Origin of the sequence: Algoriphagus mannitolivorans DSM 15301, assembly GCF_000429425.1 — a bacterium.
Classification (GTDB): Bacteria; Bacteroidota; Bacteroidia; order Cytophagales; family Cyclobacteriaceae; genus Algoriphagus; species Algoriphagus mannitolivorans.
This window is the reverse complement of sequence record NZ_AUBV01000009.1, coordinates 1-25320: the sequence shown is the minus strand read 5'-3', so window position 1 is coordinate 25320 and position 25320 is coordinate 1. Positions and strand designations below refer to the sequence as shown.

General features: G+C 41.3%; 20 protein-coding genes and 1 tRNA gene. 3 read left to right on the top strand and 18 right to left on the bottom strand.

From position 1 onward, the window contains the following. Genes G458_RS0111350 through G458_RS0111310 form a run of 9 tightly spaced genes read right to left on the bottom strand, consistent with a single transcriptional unit; the run spans position 1 to position 12319 of the window. Positions 1-1026 (bottom strand): COX15/CtaA family protein, encoded by a 1026-nt coding sequence (locus tag G458_RS0111350; protein WP_245579267.1) that lies wholly within the window; start codon positions 1024-1026, stop codon positions 1-3. Between the two features lie 34 nt (positions 1027-1060). Beyond that, the gene (locus G458_RS0111345; protein WP_026952020.1) at positions 1061-2947 is read right to left on the bottom strand and encodes a cytochrome c oxidase subunit I; all 1887 of its coding nucleotides are present in this window, start codon (positions 2945-2947) and stop codon (positions 1061-1063) included. Between the two features lie 11 nt (positions 2948-2958). Further along, a complete protein-coding gene (locus G458_RS0111340; RefSeq protein ID WP_026952019.1) occupies positions 2959-3996 on the bottom strand; it encodes a cytochrome c oxidase subunit II in 1038 nt (345 codons plus the stop codon). A gap of 24 nt (positions 3997-4020) precedes the next feature. Then, the gene (locus tag G458_RS0111335) at positions 4021-5316 is read right to left on the bottom strand and encodes a hypothetical protein (RefSeq protein ID WP_026952018.1); all 1296 of its coding nucleotides are present in this window, start codon (positions 5314-5316) and stop codon (positions 4021-4023) included. Positions 5317-5318: 2 nt separating this feature from the next. Continuing rightward, positions 5319-6011, bottom strand: a complete 693-nt coding sequence (locus tag G458_RS20585) for a c-type cytochrome (RefSeq protein WP_084438853.1) — start codon at positions 6009-6011, stop codon at positions 5319-5321. Positions 6012-6024: 13 nt separating this feature from the next. Beyond that, positions 6025-6555, bottom strand: a complete 531-nt coding sequence (locus G458_RS0111325; protein ID WP_026952017.1) for a DUF3341 domain-containing protein — start codon at positions 6553-6555, stop codon at positions 6025-6027. 2 nt (positions 6556-6557) lie between these two features. Continuing rightward, positions 6558-7922, bottom strand: coding sequence for an NrfD/PsrC family molybdoenzyme membrane anchor subunit (nrfD, locus tag G458_RS0111320; RefSeq protein ID WP_026952016.1), 1365 nt, complete (start codon positions 7920-7922; stop codon positions 6558-6560). 17 nt (positions 7923-7939) lie between these two features. Then, the gene (locus G458_RS0111315; RefSeq protein ID WP_026952015.1) at positions 7940-11020 is read right to left on the bottom strand and encodes a TAT-variant-translocated molybdopterin oxidoreductase; all 3081 of its coding nucleotides are present in this window, start codon (positions 11018-11020) and stop codon (positions 7940-7942) included. Between the two features lie 39 nt (positions 11021-11059). After that, entirely contained in the window at positions 11060-12319 is a 1260-nt protein-coding gene (locus G458_RS0111310; RefSeq protein WP_026952014.1) for a c-type cytochrome, read from the bottom strand. A 366-nt stretch (positions 12320-12685) separates the two neighbouring features. On the opposite strand from G458_RS0111310, the gene G458_RS0111305 reads away from it, so the two are divergent. Next, a tRNA-Cys gene (locus G458_RS0111305) sits at positions 12686-12759 on the top strand. A gap of 483 nt (positions 12760-13242) precedes the next feature. Here G458_RS0111305 and rpsA read toward each other — a convergent pair. From rpsA to G458_RS21790, 4 genes are all read right to left on the bottom strand, one after another. Beyond that, positions 13243-15009 carry a 30S ribosomal protein S1 gene (rpsA, locus tag G458_RS0111290; RefSeq protein WP_026952013.1) on the bottom strand — a complete coding sequence of 589 codons (1767 nt, stop codon included), beginning with the start codon at positions 15007-15009 and terminating at the stop codon, positions 13243-13245. Between the two features lie 195 nt (positions 15010-15204). After that, positions 15205-16359, bottom strand: coding sequence for a 6-bladed beta-propeller (locus tag G458_RS0111285; RefSeq protein ID WP_026952012.1), 1155 nt, complete (start codon positions 16357-16359; stop codon positions 15205-15207). A gap of 627 nt (positions 16360-16986) precedes the next feature. Further along, complete coding sequence (locus G458_RS0111280) at positions 16987-18162, bottom strand: 6-bladed beta-propeller (RefSeq protein ID WP_026952011.1); 1176 nt, start codon at positions 18160-18162, stop codon at positions 16987-16989. A gap of 61 nt (positions 18163-18223) precedes the next feature. Continuing rightward, the gene (locus tag G458_RS21790; protein WP_157359758.1) at positions 18224-18439 is read right to left on the bottom strand and encodes a hypothetical protein; all 216 of its coding nucleotides are present in this window, start codon (positions 18437-18439) and stop codon (positions 18224-18226) included. Positions 18440-18643: 204 nt separating this feature from the next. On the opposite strand from G458_RS21790, the gene G458_RS0111270 reads away from it, so the two are divergent. Then, positions 18644-19372 carry a lysophospholipid acyltransferase family protein gene (locus tag G458_RS0111270; RefSeq protein ID WP_026952010.1) on the top strand — a complete coding sequence of 243 codons (729 nt, stop codon included), beginning with the start codon at positions 18644-18646 and terminating at the stop codon, positions 19370-19372. Between the two features lie 6 nt (positions 19373-19378). Here G458_RS0111270 and G458_RS0111265 read toward each other — a convergent pair whose 3' ends face one another. The 4 genes from G458_RS0111265 to G458_RS0111250 form a co-directional block, all read right to left on the bottom strand. After that, the gene (locus tag G458_RS0111265) at positions 19379-20038 is read right to left on the bottom strand and encodes a hypothetical protein (RefSeq protein WP_026952009.1); all 660 of its coding nucleotides are present in this window, start codon (positions 20036-20038) and stop codon (positions 19379-19381) included. Positions 20039-20044: 6 nt separating this feature from the next. Then, the gene (locus tag G458_RS0111260; protein WP_026952008.1) at positions 20045-21412 is read right to left on the bottom strand and encodes a cystathionine beta-synthase; all 1368 of its coding nucleotides are present in this window, start codon (positions 21410-21412) and stop codon (positions 20045-20047) included. A 246-nt stretch (positions 21413-21658) separates the two neighbouring features. Beyond that, positions 21659-23281: a putative ABC exporter domain-containing protein gene (locus G458_RS0111255; protein WP_026952007.1), complete on the bottom strand. Its 1623-nt coding sequence runs from the start codon at positions 23279-23281 to the stop codon at positions 21659-21661. Beyond that, entirely contained in the window at positions 23268-23993 is a 726-nt protein-coding gene (locus G458_RS0111250; RefSeq protein ID WP_026952006.1) for an ABC transporter ATP-binding protein, read from the bottom strand. The genes G458_RS0111255 and G458_RS0111250 overlap by 14 nt, the downstream gene beginning before the upstream one ends. Before the next feature lie 293 nt (positions 23994-24286). On the opposite strand from G458_RS0111250, the gene G458_RS0111240 reads away from it, so the two are divergent. Next, positions 24287-24892, top strand: a complete 606-nt coding sequence (locus G458_RS0111240) for a membrane protein (protein WP_026952005.1) — start codon at positions 24287-24289, stop codon at positions 24890-24892. Between the two features lie 115 nt (positions 24893-25007). On the opposite strand, the gene G458_RS20580 is transcribed toward G458_RS0111240, so the two are convergent. After that, a partial coding sequence (locus G458_RS20580) for a transposase (RefSeq protein ID WP_035468076.1) occupies positions 25008-25320 on the bottom strand: 313 nt, incomplete at its 5' end.

Sequence of the window (25320 nt, the reverse complement as noted above, 5' to 3'; positions counted from 1 at the left end):
TTAATCCGAGTTTAACTTAAACTGAATATGATCCTTCAATTGAAGAATCAGGACAAACTCTACTCCTAAGATTAGAGACCCAAGCAAAAGATGAATGGGCTGAAGCATTGCGGGAATACCAAAATAGGCCATCCCAATTCCTGTCGCTATTTCCAGAAGAACCAAACCTATTAGCACCTGACTCCAAAGACTAACTTTGGACTTCCTAGCCGCATATTTAAATGCCCAAAGGAAGTAGATCAAATGCACTCCAAGTATGGCCAGAGAGAAAGATCTGTGTATAAGAAATACCACTCCTGACCTTTCGATCCATTCTTCTCTCAATAAGTCTCCCAGCGCGAAGGATATCCGGTCAATTTCTTCCCGAACTTGAGTGCCAAGAACCACCTGAACCAGCATCAATACCGTTCCTATAATCAGCATCAACTGAACTTTTGTCGGAACATCTACAGCTACACCCTGACTTGGCTGAAGCCTTTGAGCCCTATGGTTAACATATAACAACACTCCTACCAAAGCCAAAGCTAATAACATATGGAAGGTAATCATCCATGCCAGAAGATTGGTAGAGACAACAATGGAACCGATCCAACCTGTAAACAATACCAAAACCAGCGCAAAAAGGGAATTGATTGGGATCCATTTATCAATTGTCCAAAGCTTGAAAGATTTCCAAACAGTCAATAAAATAAATAAACCAATCACCACTCCGATTAGCCGATTGATGTATTCAATCCAAGTTTTTACAGCATTGAACTCCTCCTCTACTAGGATAGACTTATCATTGGCAATGCGCTGAGCAGTCTCTGTAAATCCTAATTTTTCAAGTAGTGCTACAAACCTTTCGTTTTTAGCAAGTCTGATATTCAGATAGATTTCTTGATAATTCTCAGGAAGCTGATCCACACTAGTTGGAGGCACAATACTTCCAAAGCACTTTGGCCAGTCAGGACATCCCATACCAGAACCGGTACTACGGACAATGCCTCCGACCAAAATGAGAAAATAAACAGCTACCACCGTCATAAATGACGTCCGGCGGAAGCTGTTTATAAGATGATTAGTGTTTGGATTCATTTGCAACCAGCACCTCTTCTTCTTCTTTCATGATTTCAAGCTCAAGTTTCACCTGCTCCTGCTCATGAGGAAGGTTAGACTCTGGAGTTTGAGAAAGAGGTACAGTTTGAGGAATGAAATCTTCTGCAGCACCTGGCTTAGAATAATCATAAGGCCAACGATAAACAGTTGGAATCTCACCTGGCCAGTTACCATGTCCTGGTTCAATTGGAGTAGTCCATTCCAAAGTGGTAGATCTCCATGGGTTTTGAGTTGCTTTTCTTCCTCTGTACATGCTGTAGAAGAAGTTGAACAAGAAGATAAACTGAGCAGAGAACGTTACGATCGCAGCTACAGACACAAACATGTTCAAATCCGTGTACATGTTAGAAAACTCGAAGTTTGTCCAAGAATAGTATCTTCTAGGGAATCCAGCAATACCGATGTAATGCATTGGGAAGAATACCAAGTAAACCCCAACAAATGTCAACCAGAAGTGGATATAACCCAATCTCGCGTCCATCATTCTTCCAAACATCTTAGGGAACCAGTGATAAACACCAGCCAAAAGACCGAAGAAAGATGCAGAACCCATTACCAAGTGGAAGTGAGCTACTACGAAGTAGGTATCGTGAAGCTGAATATCAATTGCAGAGTTACCCAAGAAAATACCTGTCAAACCACCGGAGATAAAGAAAGATACCAAACCGATGGAGAAAAGCATACCCGGGGTAAAGATCAAGTTACCTCTCCAAAGTGTAGTCAGGTAGTTGAATACTTTTACCGCTGAAGGTACTGCAATGATCAAAGTCAGGAACATGAAGATAGATCCCAAGAATGGATTCATTCCAGACACGAACATGTGGTGAGCCCATACGATGAAGGAAAGGATGGTAATTCCCAACATGGAAATGATCATCGCTTTGTAACCAAAGATTGGCTTTCTGGAGTTAGTAGCAATTACTTCCGAAGTAATACCCAAAGCTGGGAGCAATACGATATATACTTCAGGGTGGCCCAAGAACCAGAATAAGTGCTGGAACAATACTGGACTACCACCAGTGTTTGGCAATGCTTCACCAGCTACATAGATATCAGATAGATAGAATGAAGTACCAAAGCTTCTGTCAAATACCAAAAGCAAAGCAGCAGCAAAGAGAACAGGGAAAGACAACAAACCGATTACAGCGGTTAGGAAGAATGCCCAGATAGTCAAAGGTAGTCTAGAGAAAGACATACCCTTGGTTCTCAAGTTGATTACTGTTGTGATGTAATTGATACCACCCAACAAGGAGGAAGCAATGAAGAAAGTCATTGCAACTAACCATAAGGTCATCCCCAGACCTGAACCAGGAATTGCTTGCTCCAAAGCAGAAAGAGGAGGATACACTACCCAACCGCCACCTGCTGGACCAGTTTTAATGAATAAGGAAATAAACATGACCACACTGGACAAGAAGAAGAACCAGTAAGAAAGCATGTTCATAAAACCGGATGCCATATCTCTGGCACCGATTTGAAGAGGAATCAGGAAGTTGGAGAACGTTCCACTCAAGCCGGCAGTCAACACGAAGAATACCATGATGGTACCGTGCATGGTCACCAATGCTAAATAGAAAGTAGGATCCAGTTTTCCACCTTCATCAATCCAACCGCCTAGCAAAGGTCTAAGAAACTCCAGATTCATATCCGGGAATCCTAGCTGCAATCGGAATAGGATAGAAAGAAAACCTCCAATCAAAGCCCAGAAAATACCGGTAACCAAAAACTGCTTACCGATCATCTTGTGATCCTGGGTGAAGATATATTTTGTTATAAAGTTATCATGATGCTCGTGCTCATGGTGATCATGATGCGCCGCGTCGTGATGTGCAACAGATGCTGTAGCCATAACCTTTAAATTTATTTTTTACTTTCGCTCAATTGAATTTCTGCAAGTTCCTTCATCTCAGCTGGAAGATTCTCTGCCAAAGCAGGATTTTGCTGAATGAAAGATTTTTGCTCCGCCAACCACTTTTGGTATGCCTCAGGCTCTACCACTTCTATCACCTTCTTCATTGAGAAGTGCCCACGCCCACAGATTTCTGTACAAGCGATTTCATATTCAAATTCAGGATCATTCAATTCAATTCTCATTTCAGCGGTTGTCTTGGTAGGAACAAACCAGAAACGAGTTGGCATGCCAGGAACAGCATCCATTTTCAATCTCATATGAGGAGCGAAAACAGAGTGCAATACATCTCTTGCTCTAATTTTAAACAAAACAGGCTCGCCTTTAGGAATTACCACCTTTGGAGATGGAAAATCATCCAAAGCATTTTTGTCAGTAAAGTCAACCCCGTGAGAGTTGGATGCAGTGATCAAACGATAATCATAATCACCCAAAACGTTGTCCTTACCTGGATATCTTACTTCCCAAGCAAACTGGTATCCCATGATTTCTACCACATGGGCTTTTTCAGGAGCAGGTGCTGTGATATCAGACCATGCCATCCAACCAGTGATTACTAGTACTGCCAAAACCACACCTGGCACAGCAGTCCAAATAACCTCCAATTTGTTGTTGTCTGGATAAAAAGAAGCTTTTCTATCCTCTCTATACTGGTATTTGTATGGGAAAACAAACAAAAGCACGTGAGTGATCAAGAACACTACTCCTGTCACTGCCATGGTGACCCAAAATAACTTATCAGTCACGACTCCATGTTCAGAAGCAATAGGAAGTTGATAGTTCCCAAATTCTTTGATAGAATACCAGAACATCAAAAACCCAAATCCCAACAAGAACAATACAAATAGAATCGCATTGATTTTGTTACTACCAGTTACAATTTTCTTGTCTGAGCCTTTCACTACAGACACCAAGGTCTGAATTCTGTATACCATCCAGATAATGGATAGTAACAACAATACCCCTACTCCAATCAGAAATCCGTACATATCTTATTTTTTTCGGATAATTAATTAAATGTGATGATGATAACTTTCGTCAAGCATCGGGTGATTTTTCGCGATCAGGTTTTTCTTAGCCAAACCTCCCAAAACAACCAACGCCACCGCAGAACCATAAACTAAGAACAAACCTACTTCCATAAATCCGATACCTCCATTGTGACCCAAAGTTCCTGGCTGCACCATCAAGAAGAAGTCAATCCAGTGACCTACCAACAAGATAGAGCAAACAACCTTCAAGAATACCCCGTGTCTTTTGGAATCTCTTGTCATCAAAACTAAGAAGGGTAGGAAGAAGTTTAGAATAATGTTAACAAAAATGAACCCTCCATAAACATCGCTGGACAATCTTTCGATGTAATAAACAGTTTCCTCCGGAATGTTGGCATAATAGATCAACAAAAACTGAGAGAACCACAAGTATGTCCAGAAGATAGAAAATCCGAAAACAAACTTACCCAAGTCATGCACGTGGTTTTCGTTAACCATTTCCAAATAACCTCTGCCCTTAAGGAAGATGGTCAAAAGGGTGATAGCAGAAAGACCAGATACAAACCAAGAAGCAAACACATACCACCCAAACAAGGTAGAGAACCAGTGAGTATCAATTGACATTACCCAGTCCCAAGCAGAAATTGAAGAAGAAACTGCAAAGAAAACTAGGAAATACGCTGACCAACTTCTCATTTTAAACCAATGAGAGCTTCCTCCCAATTGATCTTCCTGTGCTGAGATCTTCTTGAACTTATTGAAGAAGAATACCCAGAATCCAAAGAAAAGGACCATTCTGGCAATGTAGAAAATTGGGAAAGTACCCTTTTCCATTGGCCAGTAGAAGAAAGCTCCTTTTCCGTCAATGATGGAATCATATTGAGGATCATTTTTATCAAAAAGATAAGAATGTGTCCAGTGGAAGAGGTCGTGATTAGCTAGGAAGAAAGTAGCAATCATCAGGATACCTGCAATTGGTAACCAGTTACCAAAAGAAAGCATTACTCTCAATAGTGGAGCAGACCATCCTGCCTGAGCAGCAAACTGGATTGCAAAGAAAAATACCCCTACGATTGCAATACCTGTGAAGAATACGTTGTTGATCCAAAGATTGGCATACAATCTTTCATACCAATGAAACGCATGTCCACCTGCTTCTCCAGCCTCCTCATGGTGGCCTCCAGTCATCGCAAGGACAATACCAATTCCTAGAAGAATCGCACCGATGACCAATACAGTCATGATGGATTTCTTGGTAGCGGCTGTAAAATCAAACCGCTGATCCAAATTATAATGTTGTTCGCCGTGATGAGCCATGATTAGTTAGCTGGGGTTACTTGTGCTACCGCGGTGCTGTCAGCCACAGGTGCCGGAGCAGCTGCTGCAGATTGACCTTGGATAACTTGTTTGACATAGTGAACAATTTTCCATCTGCTTTCAGCAGGGATTTGAGAACCGTGAGCTCCCATTCTACCTTTTCCTTTGGTAATGACATGGAAAATATGACCTTCTGGAAGGTTGATGTATGCGCCACCAGTCAGGTTAGCCACACCACCTACAACTTCTCCTGCTTTACCATCACCCATACCTTTGGTACCATGGCAAGCATTACAATACTGAAGGTAAAGTCTTTCTCCATCGGCAAGAACTGCCTCAGAAGATTCAACTGGGTTTTTCACCAAAGCAGCCTGCTCCAGTTCAAAAGCTTTTAGCCTGTAAGGAAGATAGCCTCCTTTTGTTCTTGGAACAGTGTTTTCTACCGGCTCCCTCATGTTCATCTCATGTGGGTTGTTCATGTTGGAGTTGAAGAATTCTCCTTTTCCGTCTTCCCGAGTGGAAAGCCAAGAACCTTCTCCTTCATTTTGGATTTGAGTCAAAGGCTCATAAGCAACAGAATGATACATCTGAGGCGCATATTCAAGGCCAGGATTATCTCCGTTTGCTTTACACCCCACCAAAAAGGAGATGGCAAGTGCAGAACCTACGAATACTAATGCATTAGCAATTTTCATATATCCGTTATTTCTATTCAAAACTTTTGTTATTCACTTCAGTAGCTCCAGAAGACTTCAAAATCTCTTTGATTTTCTCCTGTTCCAACGCACTGTTGTTTGCAATATCGATCGCCATAATGTGCTTGTCGTCTGTACTTCTGGCATCGAAAATCCTAGGTAGAGCCCATGGTTTCAGATTAGAACTAACCATAAACACACCAACCATTCCGAAAGCAGCCAACAAAACTGTCAGCTCAAAAGATACCGGAACAAAATCAGGATAGGCAAGGTAATTTTTACCACCGATGATCATTGGCCAATCAATCCCGAGCATATATACCTGCATGGTGATCGCCAAACTTGTTCCTAATAGACCAAAGAGGAAAGCAGCAATTGGCAATCTGGATCTTCTGTAACCCAGAGCATGCTCTAAGCCATGAACCGGATAAGGTGAGTAAACTTCATGGATTTTTACTCCGCTGTTTCTTACTTCAGTAACTGCGTGGAGCAATACGTCCTCATCGTCGTAAACTCCCAAAATGAAATGTGTATCTCTTTCCATAATTATTTGCTCACTTTATCAGATGAAGACTTCAATACAGATTTAACTTCAGCCATGTTGATCACTGGGAAGAACTTCGCAAAAAGGAAGAAACAGGTGAAGAATAATCCAAAGGTGAATACGTAAACTCCAACGTCTGAAAGGGTTGGGTAGAACATCGCCCAAGAAGATGGCAAGAAATCTCTGTGAAGAGAGGTTACAATGATCACAAATCGCTCAAACCACATCCCTATGTTTACTACCAAAGAAAGAATGAAGGTAGCTACGATGGAAGTTCTGATTTTTTTGAACCAGAAAAGCTGTGGAGAGATTACGTTACAGGTCATCATAGACCAGTAAGCCCACCAGTAAGGACCAGTTGCTCTGTTAATAAAGGCATATTGTTCTGCTTCTACTCCAGAGTACCAAGCGATAAAGAATTCGGTGATATAGGCAATACCTACAATAGAACCGGTGATGATGATTACAATATTCATCAACTCGATGTGTTCCATCGTGATGTAATCTTCCAGTTTGTACACTTTTCTGGTAATGATCATCAAGGTCAATACCATCGCGAATCCGGAGAAAATCGCACCCGCAACGAAGTATGGAGGGAAGATCGTGGTATGCCATCCTGGAATTACAGAAGTAGCAAAGTCAAAGGATACAATGGTGTGTACAGAAAGTACCAACGGAGTAGCCAAACCTGCGAGAATCAAGGATACTGATTCGTAACGCATCCAAGTCTTAGCTGCTCCATCCCATCCGAAAGAAAGCGCACCATAAATAGTTTTTCTCAAACCGGTTGCTCTATCTCTGATCGTAGCGAAATCCGGAATCAAACCGATATACCAGAAGACCAAGGAAACAGAGAAATAGGTAGAGATTGCGAAAACGTCCCAAAGAAGCGGTGAGTTGAAGTTTACCCAAAGAGATCCGAAGGTATTTGGCAGTGGAAGAGCCCAATAAGCACCCAACCAAGGACGACCCATGTGGATAATCGGGAACATCGCCGCACAAATAACCGCGAAGATGGTCATCGCTTCTGCTGCACGGTTAATGGAGGTTCTCCATTTCTGTCTGAAAAGCAACAAAACCGCTGAGATCAGTGTACCGGCGTGACCGATACCTACCCACCATACGAAGTTGGTGATATCCCAAGCCCAACCTACAGTTTTGTTTAGCCCCCACATACCGATCCCTTCCCAGAGGGTCGCAGCGATAGCTATGAATCCTAATCCCAAAGTACCCGCCGAGGCAAGGAAGGCAAGAAACCAAGCCTTGGTAGGCTTATTTTCCACATGACGGGCAATATCATGCGTCACGTCATGGTAGGTCTTTCCTCCTGTAACTAACGGCTTACGTACAGATGATGTAACCTGCATAGTTTATAAAATTATGATTACGCTTCGTTTTTCTCTTTATTTCTGATTTTGGTAAAGTACCAAACGTTAGGGCTAACGTTGATCTCTTCCAAAACATGGTAGGCTCTTTCCTCTCCTACTTCTTTTAGTGCTGAAGTAGTTTCCTCGATCTTAAGCATTTGAGAAACTTTGCTGTTTGGATCATTCATATCACCAAATACCAAAGCATCAGTAGGACAAGCCACAGCACAAGCCACGTTGATTTCTCCGTCCTGAACTTTTCTCTTCTCACGCTTAGCCGCAAGCTTTCCAGCCTGAATTCTCTGCACGCACATGGAGCATTTTTCCATTACACCACGCACACGAACAGTTACATCCGGATTCAAGACCATCTTACCCAAGTCATCATTTTGTGCGACGTTCACCGCTGCAAAATCCTTGTTGTCATGGTATTTGAACCAGTTGAATCGACGCACTTTATATGGACAGTTGTTCGCACAATATCTTGTACCGATACATCTGTTGTAAGTCATCTGGTTTAAACCCTCAGAAGAGTGAGTGGTAGCAGCAACTGGACAAACCGTCTCACATGGAGCGTTGTTACACTGCTGACACATCATCGGCTGGAAGGTTACTTCAGGGTTTTCAGAAGCTTTTTCCATTCCTCTCAAATCATCTGCAGGAGCATCTGAGGAGTAATAGCGGTCAATTCTGATCCAAGCCATTTCTCTTCGGTTGATCACTTCTTGCTTACCGACTACTGCCACGTTGTTTTCAACCTGACAAGCTACCGTACAAGCGCCGCAACCAATACATGAGTTCATGTCAATCGCCAAACCCCAGTGGTGCTGGCTGTACTGGTGACCTTTCCAAAGTGAAATCTTGGAAGGCTTCACGAATTCACCGTCTTTGTAGATTTCAGGTTTGTATCGACCCGCAGAAGCATCAGTCTTATATTCTGCCAGAGTAGCTTCCTGGATCACGTTTTCACGTCCCATGAAAGTCTGGTGAGTTTGTGTTCTTGCGATTTTGTAAGAGTCTCCAGTCGCAACCACTTCCACACCGGCAGTAATGTCAAAATTCACGAAACCTTTGCTCGAATCCACCAATTCGTAGGCATTAACCCCTACTCCATCAGCCACTCTACCCGCTTTGGTTCGTCCGTAACCTAATGCTAAACCGAAAGTACCATTTGCTTGACCTGGTTGGATCAAGATAGGAACGATCAAAGATTTACCATTGACAGTGATTTGAGCTTTCTGTGTATTCTCTTCCACCATGGTCACTCCGTTTTCGGAAGCCCAAGCTTGAGATACAGTCAAATAGTTATCCCAGGTAACTTTAGTGATTGGATCTGGCATTTCCTGAAGCCAAGGGTTGTTGGCGAAAGTACCGTTACTCATTCCGACTTTGGAATAAATTACCAATTCAGCACCAGCGTTGTCAGCCTTGTAACTTTTTGCAACTTCTGCAGCAGCAGAAGCCAAGTCACCTACTGGGGAAACAGTTCCGGCGGAAGATTCTACAGACACCACACCATTATAGAGTGCTTTATCCCAGAATTCCTGGAATGAATCACCATTTCCAGCTACACCATAAAGCGTAGAATTCCAGTTGGCCTGAAGGAAATCGTAATAATTGGAAGTAGATCCAGCCCAAGTCAAGAAAGAATCCTGAGCCTGACGAGTGTCAAACAAAGGAGAAATTGTAGGCTGAGAAAGTGAGTAATGACCCAATTTTGGTTGGAAATCATTCCAAGACTCAAGGAAGTGATGATCCGGAGCTACAATCTGTACCAAGGATGCAGTCTCGTCCAAAGTTCCGTTGGTCGCGATGCTTACTTTAGCTTTTGCAATTCCTTCGGCTACTTCAGCACCACGTGCGTGGTCATACACTGGGTTACAGTTGTAGAAAATCACAGCACCTACTCTACCTGCTTTCAAGTCCCCGATAAACTGGTTCATTTTAGCATCGTCTCCTTTTCTGAAGAATACAGGAGTGCTGTAATCAATTGTAGTACCATTGCTTCCCAACAATTCGTTGATGGCATTGATCACCACTTGTACATTTGGATCATTGGAACCTGAAACTACCAAGGCAGCTCCCTTGGCTGCCCAAAGATCATTCGCCGCCTGAGTCAAGTGAGCGATTTCCACTTTTGGAGCGGAAACTGTCGCCGCGCCTGCTTTGGAGGCAATAGCATTATATAGTGCCAAAACTGCCAAACCGCTTTGAGAAGCTTTGATTGGAGTTCTATAGTCCGCATTAGCACCAGTCATGGAGAGATTAGACTCAAACTGGTAGTGACGGGACATTTCTGGCTTTTCCTTGGTAATTTTTCTGGTCTTGGCATAAGCTCCGGCAAATTCAATCGGAGAAATCCAAGTACCCAAGAAGTCAGCACCAAAAGAAACGATAGTCTTTGCTTTATCGAAATGATAAGAAGGAATTACCGCCTTACCGTAATAGGTTTCATTGGCCTTTGTAATTCCATAATTCGAAATCGGATCGTAAGTGATTACCTCTACCCCTCCGAAAGCAGCACCCATTTCCTGGATAGCTTTTTCAGTAGAAGGTGAAAGGATGGTATTGGAAACAACTTTCACAGAGCCCGCAGAAGCCAATTTGGATTTAACCTGCTCATCCACTGTTTTCCAGTCAGATTTTGCTCCGCCCACCATAGGTCCAGTCAATCGCTGCTTGTCGTATAGTGAAAGCACAGAAGCTTCTACAATAGCATTGACTTTTCCTTTGTTAATAGGAGAAAGCTCGTTACCGTCAATTTTGATCGGACGACCTTCTCTGGTTTTTACCACTACGGCTGCATAATCACCTCCGGAAGCGAAGGTAGATGCATAATAATTAGGAATAGAAGGGTTGATATCCACCGGCTTATTCACATAAGGAATAGCCTTTCTAATCGGAGTCTCACAGGCAGCCAATGAAGCTGCTGCCAAGCTGAATCCCATCAGTTTCAGAAAATCTCTTCTCGAAGCACTACCCTCTTCATTCAAAGTAGTCGGAAGTTCTGGGAACTCCCTGTCGGCATGCTTTACAAACTCCGGATCGTTGCTGAGTTGCTCGAGCCCTTTCCAGTAGGTTTTTTTATTTTCCTTCATTTTTATTTCTAGGAATGAATTAGCAAAAAGGATAAGGAATTAATAATGACACTTGGCACACTCCAAGCCCCCGATGTCTTTCACTTTCAAGGCATCTTTGGAGTCAGAGTGAAGTTGAACCAACTTGTCATAATACGCATTGCCTTCTGCAGCAATTTCAGTCTGTCTATGACAATCAATACACCAGCCCATAGTCAAAGAACTATGCTGTGCGACCACTTCCATTTCCTGGATTGGACCGTGACAGGTCTGACATTCAATACCTCCCACAGCTACGTGCTGAGAGTGGTTGAAATATGCCAAGTCAGGTAGGTTGTGTACACGTACCCATTCGATCGGTTGGTTATTATCCACCGCATCGTAGATTTTTTGGATTTCCGGAGAGATTCCCTCTTTTCCTCCCACATTCTGAATGTGCATGTGACAGTTCATACAGATGTTTGGAGAAGGGATATTTGCGGATTTTCCGATTTCAACTCCAGTATGGCAATACTGACAAGCGATTTCATATTGACCAGCGTGCAAAGCGTGAGAGAATGCAATCGGCTGAGCTGGAGCATATCCCTGCTGCACCCCTACATTATATAGTCCATCGATAGCTGTCTTAGCTACCAAGGCTACTACCAATGCCGTAACAATGATGATAAAGGCGTCAGACTTGAAGATTTTACCGAAATCGGTCTTTTGACTTACAAACTCCTGATCATCCTCAGAGAGAGGCTGCTTGTTCAGGTATTTGGTCAAAACAGAAATGATCAATCCCAGAACCACCAGGATCAACAAGAGAACCAATACTAAAACACCTAGGATCACGCTGAGGTATTCGGTAGGAATTCCTCCTCCAGCAGCTCCGGCAGCGGCACCTTCGGCACCAGCTACAACAGCATTTGGATCTACCTTGTCTCCATACTCGATGTAGGCCAACAAATTGTTCAAGTCGTCATCACTCAAAAACTCATGTGATGGCATGACGGTGTTGTTGTACTCTTTGTAAAGAGCCGTGGCATAAGCATCCCCTGAGGCAATTACTGCCTGAGAGTTTTTGATAAAGCTTTTTGCCCAGTCTACTGGTCTGCGATCGGTGATGCCTCTAAGAGCAGGACCAACGCTTTTTTGATCCAGTTTGTGACACTGCTTACAATTGGCATTGAAGACGGTTTTACCTGCGGAGATTGCCTCATCACTGTTTGCCACAGCCGGATCCACAGCATACGCCGAAACTCCAATCAGCATGAAAAACAGCACTGCCAGTGTCTGGAAATTCAATCGAATCCCTACTAACGAGCGTTTGGATAACATATTTTAGCTAATTAAATAGTTTTAACGGTTCTCATTTAACCCCTGCAAAGGTACTACCCGAACCCAATTTTTCAAATAACAGATTAAAGCCCAAATATTCACCTTTATGCCTAGAATTAGCTCTCTAGAATACTGATTTTCAATTTATTAGGAAGTTATTTTTATTCTAAATTCAATTTAGAATCTTTATAAATAATGGAAATTTTATCCCTTTTTTATACCTCACTGATAATCAGTATTTCCCAAAAAAATTAAGCACCTAAAGGGTAATACCGAAGGATTTTTTTTGGGCTCGAAGAGAGAATTTTATGAAAACTAAATTTGGAGAGGCGCAGAATAATCCTACATTTGCATTCCGAAAATCATGGTCGCGTGGCCGAGTGGCTAGGCAGAGGTCTGCAAAACCTTGTACAGCGGTTCGAATCCGCTCGCGACCTCCAAATTCAAAAGCATCCTTCCATGGGTGCTTTTTTTATTTCAATTCTTCCATAAAAGCAAAACCTTGAATAGCGGTTAGAACCTGTCTGCCAACAGGCAGGTCCGCTCGCGACCTCCAAATTCAAAAGCATCCTTCCATGGGTGCTTTTTTTATTTCAATTCTTCCTTAAAAACAAAACCTTGTATAGCGGTTAGAACCTGTTTGCCAACAGGCAGGTCTGCTCGCGACCTCCAGAATTAAAAGCATCCGTCATCGCGGATGCTTTTTTATTTTAGGCATTCTTTGGAATCCATTCTTCCAATCCTCCAAAAAAGCGCTTATCTGGACTAATTCGCCATCTATCTTTTCCTGCATACGCATTCCCTGGAATCTAATTTTCGGTTTAAATGGGGATCTGGCAAGGAGGCTTCCTAAGTTAGGACACAAAAAAACGCCGACTTTGCAGCCGGCGTTTCTATTTATATTTCAAATATCAAATCTGAAATTACTTCTTGCCTTCCATTTTCTCTTTCAGTTCGGCAAGTGCATCGATATCTCCAAGGGTAGATTTCTCAGCTGGAGCTGGCGCTTCTGCGCTGTCTTCGCTTTTCTTCTTCCCTGCAGGTTTCTTAGCAGCTTTAGCTTCTTCTCTGAAAGTAGCCGTATGAGACAATACAATTCTCTTGTCGTCCTTGGAGAATTCGGTTACTCTGAAATCCAAAGCTTCACCAACTTCTACCTGAGAACCGTCTTCCTTCTCCAAGTTTTTCACGGTCGCGAAACCTTCCAAACCGTAAGGAAGCTCAAGAACTGCACCTTTGTCATTTTTGGAAACTACAGTACACTTGTGAACAGATCCTACTGGGAACACAGTCTCGAAAGTATCCCAAGGATTTTCTTCCAATTGCTTATGACCTAGAGCCAATCTTCTATTTTCCACGTCAAGTTCCAAAACAGCTACATCTAGCTCGTCTCCAACTTTCACGAATTCAGAAGGATGCTTGATCTTCTTAGTCCAAGAAAGGTCAGATACGTGAACCAATCCGTCGATACCCTCTTCCAATTCTAGGAAAAGACCGAAATTGGTCAAGTTTCTTACTACACCTTTGTGCTTGGTACCTACCGCATACTTGGTAGACATGTCGCCCTTAGTCCAAGGATCTTCAGTCAATTGCTTGATGCCCAAAGACATTTTTCTTTCGTCCTTGTCCAATGTCAAGACTACAGCTTCGATTTCGTCTCCTACTTTCACGAAGTCTGCTGGGTTTCTCAAGTGCTGAGACCAGCTCATTTCGGATACGTGGATCAAACCTTCTACACCTGGAGCCAATTCCAAGAACGCACCGTAGTCAGCTACGTTAACGATCTTACCTTGTACTCTGGATCCAACTTCAAGGCTAGCTGCCAAAGAATCCCAAGGATGAGCAGTCAACTGCTTCATGCCCAAAGAAATTCTCTTCTTATCGTCATCAAAGTCCAAAACAACGATCTGAACTTTCTGATCAAGCTGCAACACTTCCTCTGGATGGTTGATACGTCCCCAAGAGATATCTGTGATGTGAAGCAATCCATCTACACCACCCAAGTCGATGAATACACCGAAGTTGGTCATGTTCTTGATCACCCCTTCCAATACTTGACCTTTTTCCAGGTTGTTTAGGATCTCTGCTTTTTGCTTCTCGAGATCTTTCTCGATCAACACTTTGTGAGAAACGACTACGTTATCGTTAGCGTGGTTGATTTTCACCACTTTCACTTCCATTTTCTTACCTACATAGATATCGAAATCTCTGATAGGCTTCACGTCGATTTGAGAACCTGGTAAGAAGGCTTCTACCCCGTAGATATCTACGATCAAACCACCTTTGGTTCTTCTTTTCACTAGACCTTCGATCACGCTGTCGTTTTCCAAAGCGCTCTCGATGTCCTGCCAAGCTCTCACGATTTTGGCTTTCTTTCGGGAAAGGATCAACTGACCCAAGGCATTTTCCTGCTCTTCGATAAATACCTCTACGGTATCACCAGGCTTGATGGATTCCAAATCACGGAATTCGGAAAGAGGCACCAATCCATCAGACTTAAAGCCGATGTTGATGATCACATCCTTGTCATTTACTCCTACTACCACACCTTTGATCACCTCTTTTTCGGTGATTTCATTCAAGGTTCCGGCGTACATGGCTTCCATTTGAGCTCTTTGCTCTTTGGAATAGCCTTCTCCGAATCCTTTGGTTTCGAAGTTTTCCCAGTTAAATTCTTTTGAACTAGACATAAATAAATAACGACTCTGAAAAGCCTGCAGATCCTAGAGTCATGAGATCAGAGGTTTTAGGTTAGTATTCAACACTTTGGGATCCCAAAATGCCCCGTTCACCCGAACGGACTGCAAAGGTAAGGTTTTTTCGGAAAAGGAGAAGGGGGGTGGTGGAAGATTATTCAGCTATTTTACAAATAAAAAAACTGTTCATTATCTCACATTGGCTTTAATTACAACAAAGTTATCATTTTGAAAATCATTTTCATTTTTTCTATAAAACTGATGAATGCCATCCGGTTTATTAAAATTATTAGAACTAATTGATTTCCCTCCAAAACTTTTGAGATATTCTTTTTGAAAACTTCTTGAATCTTTAAATAAAATAATATTCCCATTGAATTGCGAAATTGGCGAAAAATCGCCCTCAAAGTTATCGATATCATTAATGAATTTAGAAGCAACTGTATAACTTTTTAAGTCTTCATTTAAAATAACGTATTTGGTCTTCAATCCAATTTGAACAATCGTTGCCAAGAAATTATTCTTAAGTGGGAGAAAGGAAAATATATTTTCTACCATATTATTCTCCCTTAAGTAAGAATAACGTTCAGGAGAAAGCCCGAATTCCTTTCTTTTTTGGTCTGAAAAATTATACTGTCCAAAATCAAATTCAATCTCATTTTCGATATTCCCAGTTTCATCAAAAACGACTACTTCATAAGATGTGTCAAGTTTTAAAAAAATCTTTTTCCTTAAATCGTCTTTTAAGAACCCAGCAGTTGAAGAATAATTTATCCCTATGAATTCTTCTTTTACTTTTTTTATCCCTGAAAGCTCATTCTTATTTTTTCCGACAATAGAAAAATTCTTGTACTCAGGCCTATTCGCAAAATACAATAATAGTCGATTGGTTGATTGATGAATGTTGTAAGGGTGAAATTCAATTTTACTTTCCTCTTTAAATCCTCCTAACAAATCAAACTTTATTAATTTCTTTAGATTATTGTCCAATATTAAAATTTCACCTAGGAGAATTTGGAAATCTTCCAAATTTAAGAATTCACCAGGTCCAGGCCCGGATGATTTAATGATTCTTTCAAATTTACCTGAACTACTAAATATTAATAGGTTATCTTGGTCTCTATCCTGAACAAAAATCCCGAATTCATTTATTGTTAATTTGGCAGGGTTTATAAGAGGTACACTATCAGGAATTTGCAGAAATATATATTCAAAACCCTGAAAAATATCCGAATACTTCAAATCTTTAGTATCGTTCAAATTAATCGAAATTTTCTCTTTGTCGATTTCTTTTGTACAGCTAAAGAAAACGAACAAAACAATGCAAAAGAAATATGTTCTCATAATACAATTTAAAAAAAATAAGCCTAGATGAATAACCAATTCATTCAGGCTTATTTAAATTTAACCTTCGCCACATGGAATTTGAGCAGAAACTGAACATGATGGATTCTCTAATGGCCTGCACTTAACGACCCAAAGTGTACCAGCAACTATAGGATAGCTACAAGGTTCAAGCTTTGGTTCATAGCCCTGTTCTGGCAGAGAGGCTTGGCTTTGTACTTTCCCAGAAGATAACAACATTGCCACCATTGCAAAAGCGAATGTGGCTGATAAAAGGTACTTTTTCATAAAATGAATAATTAATGGTTATAGAAAAGTTAGTCTTGTGAATGTAAAAAAAAAAAGAACTACCAAATATTTAGATTTAATAATTACAAAAAGAAAAAGGAATTTTATTTTTTTTAAAAAGACGATATCCCAAAAAAATATAATATTCTGAATCCGTAGTTTAAAAATAATTTACCAGCTCCGTTCTTCTAAATTTTGTAAGAAAACATAATAATAACCTGCACATTAAGTTTTTATTAATCCCCCCGAGGTCTCGACAGCTTCCTAAAAAAAAACCAGGAATCACTCCCAGGGGAAAAAAACTGTAAAAATTAGGATGGCAAGTACCTCAATTAATTTCTATTTCAATTTGTATTTCGCCACCACCAAAAAATCATCATTGCTTAAATTCTCTACTAGGTTTAAAAATGAATCATTTCTCTTTTTTGAATTTGGATCTAAATTCCGAGCATGTTGGATGAGTTCCTCAGGTTCAAATACAGAATAGATATATTCCTTGTCCATCATTTTGATCACCCCAAGTCCCGGTCCACTATCCAAGTCATTTTTCATTCTTGAAGAAAGATAGGTCGTCTTGTTTCTTAAATCATAAACAAAAAAATGAAAGGAGCGATCCTTGAGGAAAGAGGATGTTAAATATCTTTCATTGTAAAACAAATGAGGAACATGAAGTGATTTTTGACGAAGATTTTCCCCATTAATTTGGTCTACCAACTGATAGGCAGAAAGATTATAAAGTTTGGACAGGTCAATTTGGGATGAACCAAAATTCAAGAATAATTTCTTCTTTTCAGCATTAGGTGAAATCAAATAGATGGTATCGCAAAAACTAGAAGAAAAAACCACTTCATTTCCGAAGTGAAAAAGGTTGTTTTTATCCCCCATGAAATTCAAAACTTCTGGAAATATAGGTTCTAGTAAAGGACTCAGCCTTTTCGATTTTACCTCAAAGGAATAAAGAATATCTTTTCCATATCCTTCTCTTAACTCGGACGCCATGACTTCCGGAATATAAAAAATATAACGAGAGGGGTCTACTTTCAAAAATCTATGAGGCCTTGATTCCAAATCTACTCTGGAATTATATTTTCCATCCAACCCATATTGGATAATCCCTTTAGTTGAAAGAATTTCAATGAGCTTTTCATCGTGGCTATAAGCAACATCTATAGTATTCAAATACTCTTCCGGCCCTTCTCCTAGCTTACCTATTGTATTGAGAAAATTCCCCTGGAGGTCAAACTGAAGCAAAGACTGCATCCCAAAAAGGTCAACAACAATAAGATTTTCATCAACAACAAACATTTTGTCCACCTGAACAAAAGCCTTATTCGGATTCTTTAAAATCAAATAATCAATTTCTTCAACGAATTGAGACAAATTCTCGAGTTTTGACTTTTCAAATGAAATGTTTTCAATAATCTCTTTGGATTGAAATGATTTTCCACAGTTCGATAAGCAAACTAATCCAAAAAGGAAATAGAAATTTTTATTGAAATTTGCTAAGAATCGCATATTTAACAGAATATGAATTTTAAAAAGAAATCAGGGCTTAATAAGCCCTGATAAAAATTAATTAACCTTCACATGCCTCTCCGCATGGAATTTGACTTGATGTTTCACAATTGCCTAAACCTTCTGGCCTACATTTAACAACAGAAGCTCCACAATAACAAAATTCAATATTGATGTAATAACTGTCAGGAAATGATGCCTGGGCATACAAAGTAGTTGGGCTATTTAAAAAACAAATACCACAACCTAATACAAAAGCAAGCAATGATTTTTTCATGTTTGAAAAGATTTAAGTTTAACATAAAACCTAATTCGAAAAAAAAAAAGAAAGCTCTTTTAGGTAATCTTCCTTTTTGTTATTTGAACGGCTTAAATTTGATTTAGAAAAATTAAAATTAGTCAAAAAAAGTCCCGCAAAAGCGGGACCTGCAAGCAAAGAGTTAAAGGTTAATTACGAACCCAAATATAGCCAATTCTACTTATGATCAAGTTCCTTCAGTGGATTTATACCCTTTATTCAGGATTGCTGTTTATCCTTCTGATGCTGATTTTCGGTTGGTTTATTGTCATTCCCATTCTGATCAGTGACAAAGGGGATCGGATTTCTTTTATTTTCATCCGCCTTTGGGCTGGGATTTGGTCTTTTCTTTCCGGTATTCGCTATGAGATTGAAGGGCTTGAACATATTGACCGCAGCAAACCCTATATCTATATTTTCAACCATCGTTCGTTTATCGATGCACCGGTAATTCCGATGGCAATCCCACAGGAACTTCGGGCCTTAGGAAAAAAAGAGCTGTCCAAGATTCCCTTTTTCGGTTGGGTAGTGGGAAAATTAGCCGTTTGGGTTGACAGGAGCTCCACTGAGTCCCGTAGAGCAAGTTTGGAAAAGCTCGTCCAGATTCTTGAAAAAGGAAAATCCGTCGTAGTAGCCCCTGAAGGCACCAGAAATGACAGCAATGAACTTTTACTTCCCTTTCAAAAAGGAGCTTTTCGGCTTTCCATTGAAACGGGAATTCCCATCCTTCCAATGGCCGTCATTGGTGCGGACCAAATCATGAAGCGAGGGTCCATCCTCTTGAGTCCGGGAAAAGTAAAAATCTACTTTTCCAAGCCAATTCTTCCGCCTAACCCTTCCGAAAAAGCTGTCAATGATTTTTCAGCCCAATGCAAAAACAGATTGGAGGCGATGCTGGTCGCACACGGTTAATTCCTTTTAATTCTGGAAATCCTTTTCTAATGGTTCTTCCTCACTCAATATCTCCGCAGTCAATTCCTCAAAAACCACATAGATCACCAAAAAAGTCATCGGAAATGTGATCAAAATCCCCACTCCGAAAAAGAAAGCACCCAATACATTATACAACAATAGCAAGATCAGCAAGACAAAGAATTTCCACCAATATTTGGTCACCAGCTTTCGGCTCAGCTCCATGGCTGACCACAGATCCACTCCCGCAAATATTCCCATGGGAACTGCAAGCATATACGCCACCAAGAGGTAAAGTCCAGGAACCACAAAGGCAAAAATCCCTAGCGCAATCAAAATCTGGGAAATCAAAGAAATCCCTACCGTGACAATCCAATACTGAAATCCCAAGAAAAAGTCCGGATAAATGATCTCTTCTCCCCTACTGATTTTATTCCCTACCAAATAAAACCCTGCGTAGAGCGGCGGGGCTAAAAAAGCCGAAAAAAGAATCGTATAGGGCTGGAAATAAATGATAAACATCAAAGCACTGCTGAATATCAACAGTGTAAAAGCTACAAATAGCAAAGCCTGGGACTTAAAAAGCTCCCAGGCCTTGACAAAGACCCTTCTGATATCCAGATCCCAATCTGTCTCCAAAAGACGGTCAAAACGGTTTGAATTCATTCTTTATCATTTCGTAAAGGCATCGAGAATATCGTGCTTGGTGATGATGTGAATATTATCCATCATATCTCTTACCAGCACCGCTTTCTCTTTTTCCACCATGGAAGAAAGCACATCCAAAGTGGAATCCAAAGCCACAAACTTCATGGATGGCTCCATGACTTCTGCTACCTCCACATCTTTCAACTGGGGATTTTCAATGATTTTGGACAGAAGCTTATTGTCCGTAAGACTTCCTACTACCTCACCTTTATCCAATACAGGAATCTGGGAAATGCTTTTCCCGTTCATCAGCCCTATCGCTTCCTTTACAGAATCGGACTTCTTGACCGAGAGTAGGTGATAGCTTCCATTTCTCTGAGCAATGATATCTCTTGCTGTAGAGAAGGTTTTGTCTTCCAAAAATCCGTGGTTCCTCATCCACTCATCGTTATAGACTTTACCTAAATATCGGGTGCCGTGATCAGGAAGAATGATCACCATCACATCCCCTTCTTTTAGATTCTCTTTTGCATATTCCAAAGCACCGTGAACGGCAGATCCGCAAGACCAACCCACAAACAAACCCTCCTCCTTGGCTAATCTCCGAGTCATGACTGCAGCATCCTTATCAGTCACTTTGATAAAGTGATCAATCAGGCTGAAGTCCACGTTTTTTGGAAGAATATCTTCTCCAATACCCTCAGTGAGATAAGGATAAATCTCCTTCTCATCGAAAACTCCGGTCTCTTTGTATTTTTTGAATACTGATCCGTAAGTATCGATCCCCACGGTTACCACATTTGGGTTTTGCTCTTTAAGGAATTTAGCTGTTCCGCACATAGAACCACCCGTGCCTACTCCGGCAGCATAGTGGGTGATTTTCCCTTCGGTATCCTTCCAAATCTCAGGACCAGTGGTTTCGTAGTGCGCAGCGGCATTGGAAAGGTTATCGTATTGATTTGGGTAAAAGGAGTTAGGAATATCCTGATTCAGCTTTCGAGCTACGGAATAGTAAGATCTCGGATCATCAGGTGTCACGTTCGTAGGACAAACCACCACTTCCGCACCCACAGCCTTCAAAATATCGATCTTTTCCTTGGACTGCTTGTCGGCCATTGTAAAAATACACTTGTAGCCTTTCGCCACCGCTGCCAAAGCCAAACCCATCCCGGTGTTTCCGGAAGTCCCTTCGATGATGGTTCCTCCAGGCTTCAAAATCCCCGCTTTTTCCGCATCCTCCACCATCTTGATGGCCATTCGGTCTTTCATGGAATTGCCGGGGTTGAAATATTCTACCTTCACCAAGACTTCTCCTTTGATACCTTTGGCGAGCTTGTTGAGACGGATCATCGGCGTATTTCCGATGGTTTCGATGATGGAATTGTAAATCATAGTCAGTTACATTTGGAGGGGTAAAATTAGCGGAATTTTCAAGGAGGAAGGAAAAATCTCAAGGTTTTACAGAATATTATTTTGTATCACTCTTGGACTTTCCTTTGATTTTTTGGCCTGGAGGTTAAGTCCTAACCTCCTGATTCAATTGAAGAAATGTAATTTGACCCATTTGAGTTCCAAAGCTTAGTGCAGAGCAAAATTGGTGTTTTCCAAAGCCTCAATTTTCTGCAAAAGTGCCTTCACCTACAATTCTTTAAACTCCAGTCGCTTCAATACATCCAAAACAACATGGAGGAGAATTGCGGCTATCCCGACAAATCCTAAGACAATTACCAAGAGCGTCCAGATGAATTTTTTTAAGACTATGAATACTAAAATCCCCAAAGCCAAGGCTGGAATAATCCCGAAAATAAAAATCCCTCCTATCATCAAAGGTTTGATCAGAAACCTATCCCAGGATTCCTCCAGGGCCACTTGAGGGATCAGATTGATGGAAAGTCCAATCAGATAGCTACAGATCATCCCCAATAGGAACAAGGGAATTAGTCCAATACTGACTTGAGCCAAAAAAACTGAGGGAATGATCAACAGGGCGGAGAAAATGGCAATTTGAATCAAGTCCAGCTTTATCATATTCCAGAATTTGGCAGCCCAAGAAGCAGGTACAAGAATAAACCATGGCTTTTTCAGATCTCCGATGTTTGCCCGCCCAATTCCTGCCATGAAATAAATGCCCATCAATAGGATCAAATAAAAATAGAGCACCTTGTGGGAAAACCACTCAAAATTAGAGAGGCCTGCCATTAGGATTCCGATACCTGCCAAACTCAAGCTATAGACTCCGACTAAGGGGTGAAAATCCTGCCGACTACTATGCACATAATTTCTCCAATAAAAGGCTTTTGCTCCGATTCCAAAGTCCGGAAGTGCCAACTGTTTTTTGGCGTTTAGGCTGTAGGTATCTTCTGTTATTTCTTTTTTGCCTCTGGCTTTTTCAAGCTTCTCTTCATTGGATTTGGTGGCTTCCAGGACATCCTCGTAGTAATAGCCCGAAAACTGGATTACCAAGCGTAGGACGGTATAAAATGAAAGAACATATAACAATATAAAACCAGTGGAAATCACCCAATTCCCATGAATGGTAAAAGATAAAATCCCACGACTCCATCCCACCAATGGAAAAAAATCAAACCAAGGAGAGGCAATCCAGGAAAACATCCCCTGCCAAAACTTATCTGCCATAAACCCGGGAATCACTACCATCAAACCCAGGACAATCCCCAGCGCGACGACTCCAAACCGGATATACTCCATGATCCCATACTTCGTGTGAAGGGTATAAACCAAAAACCGGATCGGGAAAATCATGAAGAAAAACAAGGCAAAACCCAAGACCATAAAAGTCCCGCTGATTAGATTCAGATTTATATCCCCCGCAAGTTGACTCCCACCATAAACCATAAATAAAACAGCACCTCCCAAAGATGGAATCAGGGACCGGATCATGTAGTATAGCAGCAAATTCTGAGGCCGAACAGGAGCAGGAAACAGCAGGTTGACATCTGCCATCTTGAAAAATGTCACATTGTACTTAGTGGCACGGAACAATTGAAATATCAAAAATCCCAAAACCAGCAAAGTGATGGCTCCTACTATATTTTGTACGGAATAATCAATTTGATTCACCCCTTCAATCCCCATTTCTGAAGTATTCCTTCTGGACTTGATCCTTTGAGAATAAATGAAAGTAAAATATCCCACGAGCACCAAGTACGGCAAAAGCCGAAGTGGATTTTTCAGGATCAGAAGCAGGTTGTTTTTGAGGATCCAAAGATCCTTTCTAAGGAGAAGTTTAAGCTCTCTCATCTTTGGTTAATTCTAAAAACAAATCCTCCAAACTCAGTCCTTCAGCACCTGCCGCAGCCTGAAGTTTCAGGTTTTCCACAGTATCATTTCCGATGATTTTGCCTTCCTTCATGATCATGATCCGATCTGCAATGGATTCCACACTGTCTATCAAATGAGTAGAAACCAGAATGGTCTTACCGGACTCCTTGAGTTTCTTGAAAATCAATTTGGTGTTTTTGATCGCCTTGGGATCAAGGCCGATCATCGGTTCGTCAAAAAACAAAAGCTGTGGATCCGGCAACAAGGCGCAGCAGATCGATACTTTCTGTCGCATCCCCTTGGACAAATCCCTACCCAGCTTATTCTTTTTGTCATCTAATTCGTATAGTTCCAAAAGCTCAGCGGCTTTGTCCTTCCAATCCTTAATCCCATAAGCCTGGGCAATAAACTGAAGATGTTCCCATACAGAAAGTAGGTCATACACATAGGGAGTTTCCGGGATGTAGCTGAAAAAGCGTTTTGCCTCTACACTCAGATGATCAAATCCTCCAATGCTTATTTCTCCCGAAGTCTTTCGAAGCAAGCCGACAATGCATTTCATAGTCGTGCTTTTACCAGCTCCATTAGGACCCAAAAGCCCCACAACCTCACCCCCGTCCAACTGAAAGCTGATGTCATCTACGGCATTTTGCTTGCCGAATTTTTTTACCAAATGAGAAACTACAAGCATGATTTTTCTAGAACACTAAGTTTACAGGCAATTAAAATAAAATGATCCTTTCCAAAAGTTCTTCAAAGGAGGAGAAGAATTTCCAACTTGGAATCTTTTTTGCGAAACTTAGATAAATTATATGATTATCCGCAATTGCACCGCAATCCAAAATTCCTTTGGTTTGGCGGTCGGAAGTCCGAAGACTGAAGACCGAAGCTGACTAAAACTGAATTTCAATCGGGATTTTATTCCAATTGTAAGGCCTACTGGTAAGAAAGCGGATATACACAAAAAATTAAAACCACAACGCGATGAAAAAACTCATTGGATTACTGTTTGCCTTGCTCATTTTTCAAATTGCCGAAGCGCAAAGAGCCGGAGCTTTTAGATTGAGTACTGATTTGGGAACTGCGATTCCTAATGGAGGCGGAATTGGGGCCTTATTTAACCTGGAACCCCAAATTCTTGTCAAAGAAAACCTTGCTGTCGGCATCCGAATGGGTGTGGCAGGCTTGGCGAAAGACGTTACCTATTACAGTGTTTCTCAGGATTATGAAGGGGAAGTTTCCGCCAATGTCTCTGTATCGGGGACTGCCAATTATTTCTTCAACAACGGCAACAGCCGAGTAGCTCCGTACATCGGAGCAGGCTTTGGATACTATGCCCTTGCCAATGTGGAAGTAAATGACACCAATTCCACCAATTCTGGATCTGGAGACTTGGAAGCTGATTTTGTTTGGGCCCCGATGATCCGTGCAGGAATTGAATTGGCCAAATTCCGACTGGGTGCAGAATATAATATTGTACCTCCAAGCAATCTTCAGAATGTCAATGGACAAGTCATCGGCGAGGCCATCAACCAGTATTTTGGATTTACACTGGGAATAACCATTGGAGGAGGTAAATGGGGAAAATAAGCCGATATCGGATTTGAGATTTCGGATTTCGGATTTCGGATTTCGGATTTCGGATTTAAAAAATTCCAAACTGAGACACTATCCCGAAAAGTGTGTAAATAGATTTTAGGGTTAGTTAGAGTTTTAGACGGTTTTCAAACATAATCATAAATTGGTTTAGGATCATTCCCCAGTCTCGGATGGGCATGGTCCATTTTTTTGTGGCCTCCATGACTGCTAAGAAGACCGATTTGAGGACGGCTTCATCGGTGGGGTAGGAAAGCTTGTTTTTGGTGTATTTTCTGATTTTTCCATTTAGGTTTTCGATGATGTTGGTGGTATAGATGATCTTTCTGATCTCCAGTGGGAAGTCCAGGAAAGCTGTGAGTTCTTCCCAGTTTTCTCTCCAGCTTTTGATGGCATAGCCGTATTTCTGCCCCCACTTGCCT